At 66.4% G+C, this 15,268-nt stretch carries 15 protein-coding genes; 13 read left to right on the top strand and 2 right to left on the bottom strand.

Annotated features, from left to right (window positions below):
- Positions 1-28: 28 nt before the first annotated feature.
- The gene (locus tag ACFXIV_RS06380; protein WP_379398106.1) at positions 29-724 is read left to right on the top strand and encodes a maleylpyruvate isomerase family mycothiol-dependent enzyme; all 696 of its coding nucleotides are present in this window, start codon (positions 29-31) and stop codon (positions 722-724) included.
- 124 nt (positions 725-848) lie between these two features.
- On the opposite strand, the gene ACFXIV_RS06375 is transcribed toward ACFXIV_RS06380, so the two are convergent.
- The gene (locus ACFXIV_RS06375) at positions 849-1,976 is read right to left on the bottom strand and encodes an acyl-CoA dehydrogenase family protein (RefSeq protein WP_379398104.1); all 1,128 of its coding nucleotides are present in this window, start codon (positions 1,974-1,976) and stop codon (positions 849-851) included.
- Positions 1,977-2,072: 96 nt separating this feature from the next.
- Positions 2,073-3,266, bottom strand: a complete 1,194-nt coding sequence (locus ACFXIV_RS06370) for an acyl-CoA dehydrogenase family protein (protein WP_379398102.1) — start codon at positions 3,264-3,266, stop codon at positions 2,073-2,075.
- A gap of 153 nt (positions 3,267-3,419) precedes the next feature.
- Here ACFXIV_RS06370 and ACFXIV_RS06365 point away from each other — a divergent pair, with 153 nt between their 5' ends.
- The 12 genes from ACFXIV_RS06365 to ACFXIV_RS06310 all read left to right on the top strand — a co-directional run bounded on the left by ACFXIV_RS06365 (position 3,420) and on the right by ACFXIV_RS06310 (position 15,140).
- Positions 3,420-3,608 (top strand): ferredoxin, encoded by a 189-nt coding sequence (locus tag ACFXIV_RS06365; RefSeq protein ID WP_040854753.1) that lies wholly within the window; start codon positions 3,420-3,422, stop codon positions 3,606-3,608.
- A 45-nt stretch (positions 3,609-3,653) separates the two neighbouring features.
- Entirely contained in the window at positions 3,654-4,556 is a 903-nt protein-coding gene (locus ACFXIV_RS06360) for a 3-oxoacyl-ACP reductase (RefSeq protein WP_364606228.1), read from the top strand.
- Positions 4,557-4,879: 323 nt separating this feature from the next.
- Positions 4,880-5,644 carry an ABC transporter permease gene (locus tag ACFXIV_RS06355; protein WP_040854757.1) on the top strand — a complete coding sequence of 255 codons (765 nt, stop codon included), beginning with the start codon at positions 4,880-4,882 and terminating at the stop codon, positions 5,642-5,644.
- Between the two features lie 4 nt (positions 5,645-5,648).
- The gene (locus ACFXIV_RS06350) at positions 5,649-6,500 is read left to right on the top strand and encodes an ABC transporter permease (RefSeq protein ID WP_364606226.1); all 852 of its coding nucleotides are present in this window, start codon (positions 5,649-5,651) and stop codon (positions 6,498-6,500) included.
- Between the two features lie 37 nt (positions 6,501-6,537).
- Entirely contained in the window at positions 6,538-7,764 is a 1,227-nt protein-coding gene (locus ACFXIV_RS06345) for an MCE family protein (RefSeq protein WP_379398100.1), read from the top strand.
- A complete protein-coding gene (locus ACFXIV_RS06340) occupies positions 7,761-8,795 on the top strand; it encodes an MCE family protein (protein ID WP_379398098.1) in 1,035 nt (344 codons plus the stop codon). Before ACFXIV_RS06345 ends, ACFXIV_RS06340 begins: the two co-directional genes overlap by 4 nt.
- Positions 8,792-9,859: an MCE family protein gene (locus tag ACFXIV_RS06335; RefSeq protein WP_379398096.1), complete on the top strand. Its 1,068-nt coding sequence runs from the start codon at positions 8,792-8,794 to the stop codon at positions 9,857-9,859. Before ACFXIV_RS06340 ends, ACFXIV_RS06335 begins: the two co-directional genes overlap by 4 nt.
- Positions 9,856-11,106 (top strand): MCE family protein, encoded by a 1,251-nt coding sequence (locus ACFXIV_RS06330; RefSeq protein WP_379398094.1) that lies wholly within the window; start codon positions 9,856-9,858, stop codon positions 11,104-11,106. The genes ACFXIV_RS06335 and ACFXIV_RS06330 overlap by 4 nt, the downstream gene beginning before the upstream one ends.
- Positions 11,103-12,344, top strand: coding sequence for an MCE family protein (locus tag ACFXIV_RS06325; protein ID WP_379398092.1), 1,242 nt, complete (start codon positions 11,103-11,105; stop codon positions 12,342-12,344). The genes ACFXIV_RS06330 and ACFXIV_RS06325 overlap by 4 nt, the downstream gene beginning before the upstream one ends.
- A complete protein-coding gene (locus tag ACFXIV_RS06320) occupies positions 12,341-13,750 on the top strand; it encodes an MCE family protein (RefSeq protein WP_379398090.1) in 1,410 nt (469 codons plus the stop codon). Before ACFXIV_RS06325 ends, ACFXIV_RS06320 begins: the two co-directional genes overlap by 4 nt.
- A complete protein-coding gene (locus ACFXIV_RS06315) occupies positions 13,747-14,655 on the top strand; it encodes a hypothetical protein (protein WP_379398088.1) in 909 nt (302 codons plus the stop codon). The genes ACFXIV_RS06320 and ACFXIV_RS06315 overlap by 4 nt, the downstream gene beginning before the upstream one ends.
- Positions 14,652-15,140, top strand: a complete 489-nt coding sequence (locus tag ACFXIV_RS06310) for a h domain protein (RefSeq protein WP_379398086.1) — start codon at positions 14,652-14,654, stop codon at positions 15,138-15,140. The genes ACFXIV_RS06315 and ACFXIV_RS06310 overlap by 4 nt, the downstream gene beginning before the upstream one ends.
- Positions 15,141-15,268 lie beyond the last annotated feature (128 nt).

The following is a 15,268-nucleotide window of genomic DNA, read 5'->3' as shown; positions in this document are numbered from 1 at the left end:
CGGGTTTTCGCTGGTTAGCGTGGGCCGCATGGATTTCGTGGCCATTTTGCGCGAGAAATTGAGCCAGCTCGGAGAGCTGATCACGCCGGGGGTCGATCTGGCCGCACCGGTTCCCAGCTGCGGGGATTGGACCTTCTACGACCTGGTCGACCATGTCGGCCAGGGCAATCTGTGGGTGGTCACCGGTATCCGGGAGGGCCGCGGCGACTACCAGGGCGAACCCGCTCCGAAGGATCCCGTCGAGCTGCGGGCCTGGTACGACGAGACCGTGCAGGCCCTGCTCGAGGCGGTGTCGGTCACCCCGGAGACCCCGGCCTGGACCTTCACCAAGCTGCTGCCGCGCACGGTCGGGTTCTGGCAGCGCCGCCGCGCCCAGGAGACCCTCATGCACGTGTGGGACGGCAAGAACGCGCTCGGCATCGCGGAGGAATTCGATCCGGCGCAGGCCGCCGACGGCATCGCGGAGGTCTTCGAACTGTTCGCGCCGCGCATGATTCAGCGTGGGCTGGCGAACGAGCCCGAGGTGGCCATCAGGGTCCGCGCCACCGATACCGGTGAGAGCTGGACCTACGGCCCGGGCACCCCGGTCGCCGAAATCTCCGGCACCGCTTCGGATCTGCTGCTGGCGCTGTGGCAGCGCAAGCCCGCCAAGGATGCGGCGCTGGCCTGGCAGGGCAACTGGGCGGCGGGGGAGCGGGTGCTCGCCGGTCCGCTGGTGCCGTAAACCGTTCCCGGACAATGAAAAACGGCGAGGTGGTGGCCGGTATGGGAGCCACCGCCTCGCCGTCGGCCGCAGTGCAGGGTTCGGCCGAGTCTCCGGGAGTTGGGTACCGAGTCTCCGAGAGTTGTTACTGCGCAGCGTCGCTCAGCAGCGACCCGAGTGCGCGCAGGTGGTCGGTGGCGCCGCCGAGGGCGAACTCGTGGTGCTTGGCGGCGGTGAAGTACTGGTTCACGATGTGGTCGCGGTCGATACCGACGCCACCGTGCACGTGTACCACGGTGTGGGCGACGCGGTGGCCCGCGTCGGCGGCCCAGAACTTGGCGGTGTGGACCTCGGCCGCGGCGGGCAGGCCCTCGGCCAGCCGCCAGGCCGCCTGCGTCACCGCGAGCCGGACTCCCTGGACGTCGATGTAGGCGTCGGCCAGGCGCTGGGCCACGGCCTGGAAGCTGCCGATCTTGCGATTGAACTGCTCACGCTCGCGGGCGTAGTCGGCGACCAGTTCCAGGCCCTTCTCGACCACGCCGAGCTGGGTGGCGGCCAGGCCGAGCCAGGCGCGCTCCAGCAGCCAGGTCAGGATCTCGGCACCCTGGTCGACGGTGCCGACCAGTTCGGCGGGGGTGCCGGCGAATTCGACCTCGGCCTCGGGGGAGCGGTCGGTGACGATCTGGTCCTCGACGCGCACCGAGGCGTGCGACGGGTCGACCAGGAAGACGGCCGGGGAGCCGTCGACGCTGGCGGACACCAGGATTCGTGCCGCCTGGCGGGCGAAGGGCACCGTGGTCTTGAGACCGGTCAGCTGCCAGCCGTCGCCCGCCATCGCGGTGGTGACGGGGCTGGTGAGCTCCCAGTTGCGCTCCTCGCTCAGCGCGGCGGTGAGGATGACCTCGCCCCGCGCGGCCTGCGCGGCCAGCTCGCGCTGGGCCGTGGAGCCGAACTGCGCGAGCGCGCCGGCGCCGAGCACGATCGACCACAGGTAGGGCACGGGCGCGACGGACTTGCCGATCTCGCGCAGAATAGCGGTCTGCTCCAGCACGCCGAAGTCGCTGCCGCCCACCGTCTCCGGCAGGGCCGCGGCCAGCACGCCGGTCTCGGCGAGCGAGCTCCACAGCGATTCGTCGAAGCGCACGGTCGGGTTGCCCGACGCGTCGGTGTTGCGGTCGAGCTCACGCAGCCGGTCGGCGGTGACCAGCTTGCCGGTGACCTCGGCGGTGAGGCGGGCCAGATCCTGCTGCGCCTCGGTGAGGGTGAAATCCATGATGGTTACCTTGGTTTCGCGCGATGTGAGCGTCAGGCCCGGAGGAGGCAGCTTGCGTAACCACGGAGGGCTCGCTCGCATCGCTATCGGACACAGCTAGCGCGCGGCGGCGGGCTGCTTGAGGGCGGTCATGGCGATGATGTCGCGCTGCACCTCGTTGGTGCCGCCGCCGAAGGTGAGGATCAGGCAGGCGCGGTGCATGCGCTCCAGGCGACCACGCAGCTGCGAGCCCGCCGAGTCCTGGCGCAGGTAGGCCTGCGGGCCGAGGATCTCCATCAGCGCGCGGTAGGCCTCGGTGGCCAGTTCGGTGCCGTACACCTTGGTGGCGGAGGCGTCCCACGGGCGCGGGGCGGCGTCGCCGCCGGCGTCGGCGCGCGAGGCGATCTCCCAGTTGGTCAGCTTCAGGTACTCGACCTTGGCGTGGATGCGGGCCAGGCTGATCTGCACCCATTCCTCGTCGATGACCCGGGCGCCATTGGCGGTCTTGGTGTTGCGCGCCCACTCGGTCACCTGCGCGACGGCCAGGGCCAGGGGCGCGGACGAGGTCAGCGCGACGCGCTCGTGGTTGAGCTGGTTGGTGACCAGCGCCCAGCCGCCGTTCTCCGGGCCCACCATGTCGGAGTGCTTGACCCGCACGTCCTGGTAGTAGGTGGCGCTGGTGTCGGGCCCGGCCATGGTGTGCACCGGCGTCCAGGAGAAGCCCTCTGCCGTGGTCGGCATGATGAACATCGAGATGCCCTTGTGCTTCTTGGCGTTCGGGTCGGTGCGGGCGGCGAGCCACACGTAGTCGGCGTAGGCGATGAGGGAGGTCCACATCTTCTGGCCGTTGATGATCCAGTCGTCGCCGTCGCGGACCGCGGAGGTGCGCAGCGAGGCCAGGTCGGTGCCGGCGCCCGGCTCCGAGTAGCCGATGGCGAAGTGCAGCTGACCGGCGGCGATCTTGGGCAGGAAGAACTTCTTCTGCTCCTCGGAGCCGTAATGCATGATCGTCGGCGCCACCGAGTTGATGGTCAGGAACGGCACCGGCGCGCCGGCGATGGCGGCCTCGTCGGTGAAGATCAGCTGATCCATGGTGGAGCGGTCCTGGCCGCCGTACTCCTTGGGCCAGCCGAGGGCGAGCCAGCCGTCGCGGCCCATCTCCTCGACCACCTCGCGGTAGACATTGCCCTCGCCGTACTCTCCGGTCTGCGCCGAAAGCGCTTGCCGCCGTTCGGGAGTGATGAGGCGGGTGAAATAGTCACGCAGCTCGGCACGCAGCTGTTCCTGTTGCGGCGTGTAGGCGATACGCATAGCAGTACCTCTAGCCTTCGTTTCTCGGTTCAGCCGATCATCGCACGCAAGTGAAACATGTTCCAGTATTCGTTCCGGTTAGGGCTACTTTGCTGTTCTGACCACGGGTCCGCTTGTTAGGCTCGGGAAGAACCTGTGGTTAAGGAGAGAACTATGAAGGTGATCGTCGATTTCGATCAGTGCGAAGCCAACGGAATCTGTGTCGGAATCGCCCCTGACGTCTTCGATCTCGATGACGACGACAACCTGCACGTCAACGAGGCCGAGGTCACCGAGGCCAACCGTCGCGATATCGAGTCCGCTGTGGCCCAGTGCCCCAAGGCGGCATTGAAGCTGGTCTGAGCGGACGCTTGCCCGTCGGGTGGAACACGTTCTAGAGTCGGCCCGGTGAGCGATTCTGATGTAAGTCTTTCGGGCCGGGTTGCCATCGTCACCGGCGCGGGCGCCGGGCTGGGCCGGGCCGAAGCCCTCGAGCTGGCCCGGGCCGGCGCGTCGGTCATCGTCAACGACCTTGCCGAGAACGACGCGGTGAGCGCAACCCTCGCCGACATCCGGGCGCTGGGCGTCAAGGCGGAGTTCGTGGGCGGCAGTATCGCCGAGCGCGCGACGGCCGACGCATTGATCCGCACCGCCGAGGAGACCTTCGGCGGGCTGGACATCGTGGTGAACAATGCCGGGATCACCCGGGACAAGATGTTGTTCAACATGTCCGACGAGGATTTCGACGCGGTCGTCGCGGTCCACCTGCGCGGGCATTTCCTTCTGACCCGCAATGCGGCCGCCTTCTGGCGTGGCAAGTACAAGGAGACGGGTGCTCCCGTTTATGGGCGCATCATCAACACCTCCTCGGAGGCCGGTCTGCTCGGCCCGGCCGGGCAGGCGAATTACGGTGCGGCCAAGGCCGGCATCACCGCGCTGACGCTGTCGGCCGCGCGGGCGCTGGAGTCGGTCGGCGTGCGCGCCAATGCCATCGCGCCCCGAGCGCGGACGGCCATGACCGAGAAGGTCTTCTCCGCGGCTCCCGATCAGGGTCCGGACCCGCTCTCGCCCGATCACGTCGCGCGGCTGGTGGCCTACCTGGCCTCGCCGGCGGCCGAGGCGATCAGCGGTCAGCTGTTCGTCGTCTACGGCCCGATGGTGGCCCTGATGGCGGCTCCGGTGGTGGAGCAGCGCTTCGACGCCGAGGGCGAGTGGACCCGCGAGGGCCTGGCCGCGACCCTGGGCGGCTATTTCTCCGAACGCGGTTCGGACGCTACGTTTTCCGCCTCCTCGCTGAAGGATCTGGGCTGAGACTGGCCTCGGTGTCCCCGTCCGGGGGTCGTGGTTCCTGAAGACACGGCCCGGCCCCCCGCGGCTGCGGTTGATCACGAGATCGATCGTTGGTAAGAAAAGGGACAACTATGTGTGTCGCCTCACAATGCGGCATACCTGTGGTGGTTAGGCTGACATGAACCTGTTCTCAAAACTGGACGCCAGTTCAGAAAGATGACCTGTTCAAAACCGTCGAAACCTTCCCGAACCGTATGGGAACGTGTTCTAATCTTCGAGCGGGACCGAGATCACATTCAGATCTCGGTTGCTATAGCTAGGCAGGGGCAGGAGGAATAGCGGGAATGAATGAAGTCCTTGCCGTACCGCTGCGGGCGGTCGGAGGGTTCTTCGAACTCGCCGGTGCGGTCGCTCGCGCCGCGGTACGGCCCCCGTTCCAGCGACGGGAATTCATCGATCAGTCCTGGTTCATAGCCCGGGTATCCATCTTCCCCACCCTGATGGTGGCAATTCCGTTCACCGTGCTGGTGAGCTTCACCCTCAACATCCTGCTGCGGGAGATCGGCGCGGCCGACCTCTCCGGCGCGGGCGCCGCCTTCGGCACCATCACTCAGATCGGCCCCATGGTCACGGTGCTCATCGTGGCCGGCGCGGGCGCGACCGCCATCTGCGCGGACCTGGGCGCGCGCACCATTCGCGAAGAGATCGACGCCATGAAGGTGCTCGGCATCGATCCGATTCAGCGCCTGGTGGTTCCGCGCGTGCTCGCCTCGATGTTCGTGGCCTTCCTGCTCAATGGCCTGGTGTCCACCATCGGCATCCTGGGCGGGTTCCTGTTCTCGGTCTACCTGCAGGGTGTGAACCCCGGCGCCTTCGTCAACGGCCTCACCCTGCTGACCCACCTGCCGGAGCTCGTCATCTCCGAGGTGAAGGCCATGCTGTTCGGACTCGTCGCCGGACTGGTCGCCTGTTATCTGGGCCTGAACGTGAAGGGCGGTCCCAAGAGCGTCGGCGACGCCGTCAACCAGACCGTCGTCTTCGCCTTCATGGCGCTGTTCGTCATCAACGTCGTGGTAACCGCCGTTGGCATCAAGTTCACGGCGCGGTGATCAGATGGCGTTCGTGATCCAGTCTCGTTTTCCCAAGGTGACCAAGCGTTTTCAGCGCTTCACCGAGGCCCTCGATTCGGTCGGCAAGCACGCGGTGTTCTATGCGCGGTCGATCGGCTCGGTGCCCAAGGCGCTGGTGCACTACCGCACCGAGACCATCCGGCTGATCGCCGAGATCTCGATGGGCACAGGGGCTTTGGCCGTCATCGGCGGCACCGTCGTGATCGTCGGGTTCCTGACCCTGGCCGCCGGTGGCACCATCGCCGTGCAGGGTTACAGCTCGCTCGGCAATATCGGTGTCGAAGCCCTGACCGGCTTCTTCGCCGCGTTCATCAACGTTCGCATTGCGGCCCCGGTCATTTCGGGTATCGGCCTGGCGGCGACGCTGGGCGCCGGTACCACGGCACAATTGGGCGCCATGCGCGTCTCCGAAGAGATCGACGCCCTCGAGGTGATGGCCATCCGGCCGGTCCCCTTCCTGGTGGGCACCCGCATGCTGGCGGGCATCATCGCCATCATCCCGTTGTACTCACTGGCGGTCATCGCCTCGTTCATCGCCTCGCGCTTCGCGACCGTGGTGATCTACGGCCAGTCGGCCGGTGTGTACGACCACTACTTCTCGACGTTCCTGATCCCCAGCGACATCCTCTGGTCCTTCGCGCAGGCGATCTTCATGGCCATGGCGGTCATGCTGATCCACACCTACTACGGCTATCACGCCGCAGGCGGACCGGTCGGCGTCGGCGTGGCGGTAGGTAATGCGGTGCGGGCCTCGCTGATCGCGGTCGTCATGGTGACGCTGCTGATGTCGCTGGCCATCTACGGCACCTCCGGCAATTTCCATCTCTCCGGGTAGGGGCGGGACGACACACATGGTCCAACAAGAGCGCGGAATGGCGAGCCCGATCGGCTCGCCGTTCGTCGAGAAACCGAAGCCGAAACGCTATCTCGAACAGGGGTGGGTCATTCGGCTGGCCGGCGTGGGCATGGTGCTCGGCCTGGCCGCTGCCGTCGCGGTCTGCCTGGTGATGTTCGCGGGCGGGTTCGAAGACAAGGTCAAGGTCACGGTCGCCGCGCCGCGGGCCGGCCTGGTCATGGACAAGGACGCCAAGGTCAAGATCCGCGGGGTCGAGATCGGGCGGGTCACCAACATCACCGACAGCGCCGACGGTGCGCGCATCGAACTGGCGATGGACCCGGACAAGCTGAAGATGGTGCCCGCCAACGCCACCGTGGACATCAACTCGACCACGGTGTTCGGGGCGAAGTACATCAACTTCATCGAACCGCAGCACCCCGACTCCGACTCGCTGAAGCCGGGTTCGGTGGTGCAGGCCGGCGCGGTGACGGTCGAATTCAACACGCTCTTCCAGCATTTGAACGATCTGCTGGCGAAGGTGCAGCCGGAGAAGCTCAATGCGACGCTGACCGCGCTGGGCACCGCGCTGCAGGGTCGTGGCGACAAGCTGGGCCAGCTCATGGTCGACAGCGATCAGTTCCTCAAGGACATCAACCCGAGCCTGCCCGACCTGCAGCGTGATCTGCAGACCTCGGTCGGCGTGACCAACCTCTACGCCGACACCGCGCCGGATCTGTTGCGCACCACCGGGAATATGACGGTCACCGGCGGCACCATCGTCGATGAGAAGGACAACTTCGACAAGGTGCTGCTGAACCTGGTCGGCCTGGCCAACGACACCGGCGGCGTGCTCTCGGACAACCAGAAGGCGCTGGTCGACACCCTCGGCGTGCTGCGCCCGACCACCGAACTGCTCAACGAGTACAACCCGGCCCTGTACTGCTTGGTCGTCGGCGCGGCCAATGCGCTGCCGGACGGCAACCGCATCTTCGGTGGCGACGGGCCGTGGGTCACCCTGAACGCCGGCTTCATGGGCGGCGGCACCCCTTACTCGTACCCGAAGGATCTGCCGAAGGTGAACGCCACCGGTGGCCCGCACTGCGAGAACATCCTCGACCGAGTGCCGGGCAGCCACTCCAACTACCTCGTCACCGACACCTCCGAGGGCGAGGTGTGGACGCCGGCGATGGATACCCACCTCAACGGCCCCAGGGTGTTCCAGATTCTGTTCGCCGGACTTCCGGGGGTGCCGAACCCATGAGGCTCAAAGTGCATTCGAGCAGCGTGAAATTGGGGATCTTCACCCTGATCATGGTGCTGGTCCTGGCCGCGCTGGGCATCGTATTCAGTCAGATGCGCTTCGCCCGTTCGACCGGCTACCACGCGATCTTCACCAGTGCGGCCGGGATGCTGCCCGGCTCGAAGGTGCGCATCGCGGGTGTGCCGGTGGGCTCGGTGAGCCGGGTCTATGTCGGCAAGGACCATCTGGCCCATGTCGACTTCGACATCGACAACCAGTACCGCGTGTACTCCGGCACCCAGGCGGCCGTCCGCTACGAAAACCTCGTCGGCGACCGCTATCTGGAGCTGATGGACGGTCCGGGCACGGCGCAGCCATTGCGTAAGGGCGCCACGATCGGCACCGACAAGACCAAGCCGGCGCTCGATCTGGATCTGCTGCTCGGCGGGTTCAAGCCGCTGCTGCGCGGCCTCAACCCGCAGCAGGTGAACGATCTGACCGGGGCGCTGCTGCAGGTGTTCCAGGGACAGGGCGGCACGCTGGTCGCGCTGCTGAACAGCGGCGGCTCGTTCAGCAAGACCCTGGCCGACCGGGATGCCTTGATCGGCAGCGTGATCGAGAACCTGAAGACGGTGCTGGGCACCATCGACCAGCGCAACGCGGACTTCGGGACCACCCTGAACGAATTGCAGCGCCTGGTCAGCGGTCTGGCGGCCGACAAGGATCCGATCGGCGACGCACTGCCCCGATTGGCCGGGGCCACCGGCGATCTCACCAGTCTCCTGCAGCAGGTCCGCCCGGATCTGAAGGCGAACGTCGAACAGCTCGGCAAGCTGTCACAGAACCTGGACGACCGCAAGAGCGACGTGCAGTACGTGCTGGACCTGCTGCCGGACACCTACAAGAAGCTGATCCGCATCGGCTCCTACGGCTCGTTCATGAACATGTACGTCTGCGGTACGGCCGTCATCGTCGACGGACCTGACGGCCAGCATCAGACGCGTCTCGTCACGCCCGGCGGTCAGTCCACCGGAAGGTGCTCGGACAAATGAATCAACAGCGCTCACCCCTGATCGATATCGGGGTCACGGGCATCGTGCTGGCGGTGACGATCTGCCTCACCGCCCTGCAGTTCGACCGTTTGCCCTTCATCCGCTCGGGCGCGGAGTTCACGGCCTACTTCGCCGACGCCGGCGGGCTGCTGCCCGGCGACCAGGTGCAGGTGGCCGGCGTGAAGTCCGGCCGGGTCGAGAATGTCGCGCTGGACGGCGCCAAGGTCAAGGTGCGGTTCACCCTCGACGAGGCGATCGTGCTGGGCACCAAGACCACCGCGGCGATCAAGACCAATACGGTGCTGGGCCGCAAGTCGCTCGAGGTGGTGCCGACCGGCGACGGCGCGCTGCGTCAGGATCAGCCGATCCCGTTGGAGCGCACCACGTCTCCGTACTCGCTCACCGACGCGCTCGGCGATCTGGCCACCACGGTGAAGGGCCTCGACACCGACCAGGTCAACAAGACCCTGGACACCCTGTCGGACGCGTTCACCGATACGCCGGGACCGCTGAGGTCGGCGCTCGACGGCGTCACCCAGCTCTCGCGCAGCCTGAACAACCGCGACAAGGCGCTGACCGAGCTGCTCTCGCACGCCCAGAACGTCACCAAGGTGCTGGGTGATCGTGCGGCGCAGATCAATTCGCTGCTGGTCGACGGCAACAGCCTGCTCGGCGAGCTGGATGCCCGCCGCGCGGCGCTGAGTCAGCTGATCGTGTACATCAATGGTCTCGCACAGCAGCTCACCGGCTTCGTCAACGACAACGAGGCGCAGCTGAAACCGACGCTGGACAAGCTGAATTCGGTGCTGAAGCTGCTGCAGGACAACAGGGACAACCTCGGCAAGGCGGTCGACGAACTCGGGCCGTTCGAGGCCGCGCTCGGTGAGCAGGTCGGCAGTGGGCCGTACTTCCAGGCGTACCTGGCCAATGGCGCGAGCCCGGCCCTACAGGTCCTGGTCGACGCCATGGTCTGGCCGCAGCACCTGCCCGACTCGCTCCAGAAGATGCTCACTGAAAACGGGGCTCTCACGACCTCGACCGTGCCGAAGGAGCCGGAGCGTTGAACGCAATTCGCAAGCTGCCCCGGTGGACCCGGATCGCCGCAGCGGCCCTGGTGGTCGTGCTGGCAGGGTGGCTGGTCTACGGGCTGGTCTCCGACATCGGCAAGAAGCACATCACGGCCTACTTCCCCTCGACCAACGGCCTGTACGCCGGTGACGAGATCCGAGTGCTCGGTGTGAAGGTCGGCAAGATCGACTCCATCGAACCTGGCAAGGATCGGGTGACGGTGAAGATGACCGTCGACCGCGGCGTCGATCTGCCGGCCGACGCCAAGGCCGTGATCATCTCGCCGTCGCTGGTGTCGGCGCGCTTCATCCAGCTCGCGCCCGCGTACACCAGCGGCCCGAAGATGGGCGACGGCGCGTCGATCCCGGTGGAGCACACCGCCGTTCCGGTGGAGTGGGACGACATCAAGGCCGAACTGACCAAGCTGTCCACCGCGCTGGGCCCGATCGGCGAGGACAAGCAGGGTTCCTTCGGCCGGGTCATCAATACCGCCGCCGACAACCTCGGCAATGGCAATGCCCAGGCCTTCCGTGACACCCTGAAAGAGCTGTCGGCCACCCTGAACACGCTCTCCGACGGCCGCACCGACCTGTTCGGCACCATCCGCAATCTGCAGCAGTTCGTCGATGTGCTGTCCAAGTCCAATGATCAGATCGTGCAGTTCGGCGGCCGGCTGGCCTCGGTCTCCTCGGTGCTCGCCGGGGTGTCCACCGATCTCGGTTCGGGGCTGGACAATCTCGATTCCGCGGTCGCCGATGTGAAGCGGTTCCTCGACGAGCGCGGCGGGGCACTGACCGAAAGCGTGCAGCGGCTGGCCGACGCCACCCAGGTGCTCGCCGACAAGAGGCCCGAACTGGAGCGGATCATGCACTCCGCGCCGACCGCGCTGGTGAACTTCTACCAGCTCTACAAGCCGGCGCAGGGAACCATCGCGGGCGCACTCGCCGCGCCGAACTTCGCCAATCCGTTCGCCTTCCTGTGCGGTGCCGTCGAAGCCAACGCGAACAACGACTCCCAGCACAGCGCCGATCTGTGCAAGCAGTATCTGGCGCCCATCGTCCAATCGCTGATGATGAACTACCCACCGGTGATCCTGAACCCGGCAACGCAGCAGAACGTGTTCCCCAACCAGCTCACCTACAGCCCGCCCGATCTGGCCAACCAGGTACCCGCGCCCGACGCCGCACCGGTGGCGTCGCCCAAGTCCCTGACCGATCTGCTCATTCCCGGAGGTGGACGATGATGAGCCGCCGCAGGATTCGCCTCGCGGGCGCGGCGATCGGCCTGGTCGCGGTGCTCGGTGTGAGCGGCTGTGAGTGGGACGGCCTGAACTCGGTGTCCATGCCCGGTGCGGTCGGCACCGGGGAGGGCGCGTGGCAGGTGGACATCCAGATGCCGAATGTGACCACGCTGACTCGCAATTCGCCGGTCATGGTGAACGACGTGCCCGTGGGCACGGTCACCGGCATCAAGGTCGAGAACTGGCACGCGCTGGTCACCGTCTCCTTGGAGAAGGGAATCGCTTTGCCCGCCAACGCCATCGCGCGTATCGGGCAGACCAGTCTGCTGGGCAGCAACCACGTAGAGTTGTCCGCGCCGACGAATGAACCGGCGCAGGGCCGGCTGAAGGCCGGGGACGTGATCCCGCTCGAGCGGGCCGGGGCCTACCCGACCACCGAGCAGACCCTGTCCTCACTCTCGGTGGTGCTCAACGGCGGTGGCATCTCCCAGGTGGAGACCATCACCAAGGAACTCGACGCGACCTTCAAGGGCCGCACCGACGCCATCCGCGACCTGCTGCCGCAGCTGAATCAGCTGACCGGCACGCTGGACAAGCAGACGAACGACATCATCGCGGCCATGAGCGGTCTGGACCGGTTCGCCGGGGTGCTGGCGCAGCAGAAGGACGACGTCGCCGACGCCGTGACCAAGATCCACCCGGCGTTGACGGTGCTGGCCGATCGCCGCGAGAACATCACCAAAACCTTGACGGCACTGGGTGGTCTGAGCGATACCGTGCAGCAGATCATCGACCAGGGCGGCGACAACCTCAAGGCCGACCTGGCCAACCTGGAGCCGGCGTTGCAGTCGCTGGCCGCCACCGGCGGCAAGCTCGCGGATTCGCTGCAGTGGCTGCTGACCTTCCCGTTCCCGATCAAGAACATCGACAAGGTCATCAAGGGCGACTACATGAACCTGTTCATGACGGTCGATCTCACTGCCGCCCGGCTGGATTCGAACTTCCTGACCGGTACCCCGCTGGGCGGCACCTTCGGCGGTGCCCAGGCCACCCTCGGCGAGGGGACGCATCCCGCTCCGCCGCAGGGTAAGGGCGATCCGCTGACGGATCCGCTGAAGCCGTCGGCCCAGAACCCCACGCCGGCTCCGACGCCGAGTATCGCTGGGCTGCCGCCGATTCCGGGCCTGCCCGCCATTCCGGGACTCACCGTGCCCGCGCAGCAAGGGGCTGACGGAAAGTGAAACTGACCAAGTTCGTCAAGGTTCAGCTGGCCATCTTCACGGTGCTGACCGTGATCGGCCTGACCGTCATGGGCGGCAACTATGTGAAGCTGCCGGCCATGGTCGGCATCGGAAGATACGGCGTCACAGTGCAATTGGACGCCACCGGCGGCCTGTACCAGACCGCCAACGTGGCCTACCGCGGCACCAACGTCGGCAAGGTGGAGGAGGTCCGGCTCACCCCGGCCGGGGTGGACGCCAAGCTGTCCATCGACAGCGACTACAAGATCCCCGCCGATGTGCAGGCTTACGTGAAAAGCGTCTCGGCGGTCGGTGAGCAGTATGTCGATCTGGTCCCGCCGGATGCCCCCACGAGTGGCAATCTGCACGACGGCTCGGTGATCCCGGTGGAGCGCACCAAGCTGCCGCAGGACGTCGGCGCCATGCTCGACCAGGCCGACCGGCTGCTGTCCACGGTCGCCGACACCAAGCTGCAAGAGGTCATCAACGACGCCTTCGTCGCCTTCAACGGTGCCGGGCCGGATCTGCAGCGGTTCATCGACTCCGCGTCCCTGCTGGTGCAGGAGGCCAAGAACAACACCGATCAGACCAAGGATCTGCTGGACAAGATCGGTCCGCTGCTCGACACCCAGAACCAGTCCGCCGACTCCATCCGCGGCTGGACCAAGGACCTTGCCACACTCACCGATCAACTGCGCCAGCATGATCCGTCGCTGCGCGCCGTGTTGCAGCAGACGCCGTCCACGGTGCAGAAGGTGAACAAGACCTTTCAGGATCTGAAGCCGACCCTGCCGATCATGCTCGCCAACCTGCTCAGCGTCGGACAGGTCTCGCTCAAGTATCACTCCGGGCTCGAGCAGATCCTGGTCGTCTACCCGCCGCTGCTCGCATCGCTGCTCACCGCCATCCGCGGGCCGGTCCAGAACGGTGCCATGGTCGACTTCATGCTGGGCTTCGAGGACCCGCCGGGTTGCACCACCGGCTTCCTCCCGCCCAGCGAGCGGCGTTCGCCGGCCGATCTCAGCCCGATCGAAACGCCCGACAACCTGTACTGCAAGGTGCCGCAGAACGCGAAGGAAGCCGTGCGCGGCATCCGCAACACACCGTGTGTCGACGTGCCGGGCAAGCGGGCTCCGACTCCGGATCTGTGCCACGACCCGAACGGCTATGTGCCCGAAGGCGACAACCCGCCGTTCGGCGCTCCCAAGCCGGTGGACAACAACGGTCAGCCGCTCGATAAGCTGCTCGGTAACCAGAAGGCGCCATTCATCGGGCATTCCGACCCGAATACCGGCACCTTCGTCGGACCCGACGGTCACGTGTACCGTCAGGGGGACGTCAATGCAGATGGTTCAACCAAAGTCCCGTCGAGTTGGCAACAGCTGCTTCAGGAGCCACCGCGATGAGCGATAACCCAGCAAATCGAAACCGCACTCGGCGGCGTGTCGTCCGGCAGGCGGGCCCGCCCGTCGAGGACGAGCGCACCGGCATCGAGGTCCGGGAGGCGCCCCTCGGCGCGGTGAGCCCGGAAACAACTGCCGCTGAGCCGAGTGTGGTTGCCGATGCTGGGGCGCCGGCCGAGACCGCCGCGTCGAAGCCGGTGCAGACCGAGAAGTCGACGCCGGCGGAGGCTGCGGAGCCGAAGCCCGCGGAGACCGCAGAGTCGAAGCCCGGGAAGGCCGCTGACCCGATCGATGCCGAATCCGCCCACGCGGAGCCGGAAATCGTGGTCGGGTCCGGGGTTGCCGAAGACGAGCCCGTCGAGGATGCGACGGAATCCGAGGAGGGCGAGCCGGACTCGCGACTGCGCAGGATCTACGTCTCGCTCGGGCGGCTGGGTTCGGTGGCCGCGGTGGTGGCCCTGGTGTCCGCGCTCGTGCTGATCGGTTCGGGTGGCCTGTTCTTCTACCACCAGCACCGCGCAGACGCGCTGCGCGACCGGCGCGCCGAATACGTGCAGGTGGCCAAGCAGGCGTACCTGGACATGGTCACCGTCAAGAGCGACACCGCCGATCAGGACATCGACCGTTTGCTCTCGGTCGCCGGCGGCGGTCTGAAGGACGAGTACGCGACCAACAAGGACGAGTACAAGAAGCTGTTCGAGCAGTTGAAGGTGCAGTCCTCCGGCAAGGTCATCTCCGCGGCGATCGAACGCGATGACAAGGACTCGGCCATCGTCCTGTTGCTCGCGCAGCAGACGGTCTCCAATGTCGCCTCCAATGGGCCCATGCAGAAGGACTACCGCTTCCGGGTGACCGTCACCCGGAAGGGCGACTCCGTGACCGCCTCGTCGATGGAGTTGGTGCCGTGAAGCTCACCGTGCGTTCGATCGTCGTTGCCGCCGCCGGCATCCTGCTCGTGGCCGCCGTCGTAGTCGGCTCGCTGGTCGGGGACCGATTCTGGTCCGAGCGGCAGGCCGAGCAGAACCGTTCCTCCGCAACCGCTTTCGCGGCGGACACGGTGGAGTCGCTGTTCACCTACAACTACGATTCCGCCGAGAAGGACCTGCCGGCCGTCGCCGACAAACTGACCAGCGACTACCGGGACTCCTACCTGAAGGTGATCCACGAGCAGGCCATTCCGGCGGCCAAGGAGAAGAAGCTCTCCGTCCAGACCACGGTTCAGGCGACCGGCGTGATCACGACCACCCGTGACCGCGCCACCGTCCTCGTCATCGCGGATCAGCGGTTCTCGAGCGCCGATACGCCGCAGGACACGCTCATGAGCGATCGGCTGCAGGTGGAGCTCACCAAGCAGAGCGGGCACTGGCTCATTTCGGACGTCAAGCCGATCTAGGTCACCGGCTCGAACCGAGCCGAGTCGATATCGGGCGCGCAGCCCCGGGCACTGCCCGGGGCTGCGCGTTTTTTTCGGCAGTATGTATGGGGCGGCGTCTCGAAGTGCTTTGAGTGACAGCAACTTTC

Source organism: Nocardia sp. NPDC059236 (assembly GCF_042754085.1).
In the GTDB taxonomy this organism is placed as follows: Bacteria; Actinomycetota; Actinomycetes; order Mycobacteriales; family Mycobacteriaceae; genus Nocardia.
The sequence above is the reverse complement of the archived record's forward strand: the minus strand, read 5'-3'. Positions and strand labels throughout refer to the sequence as shown.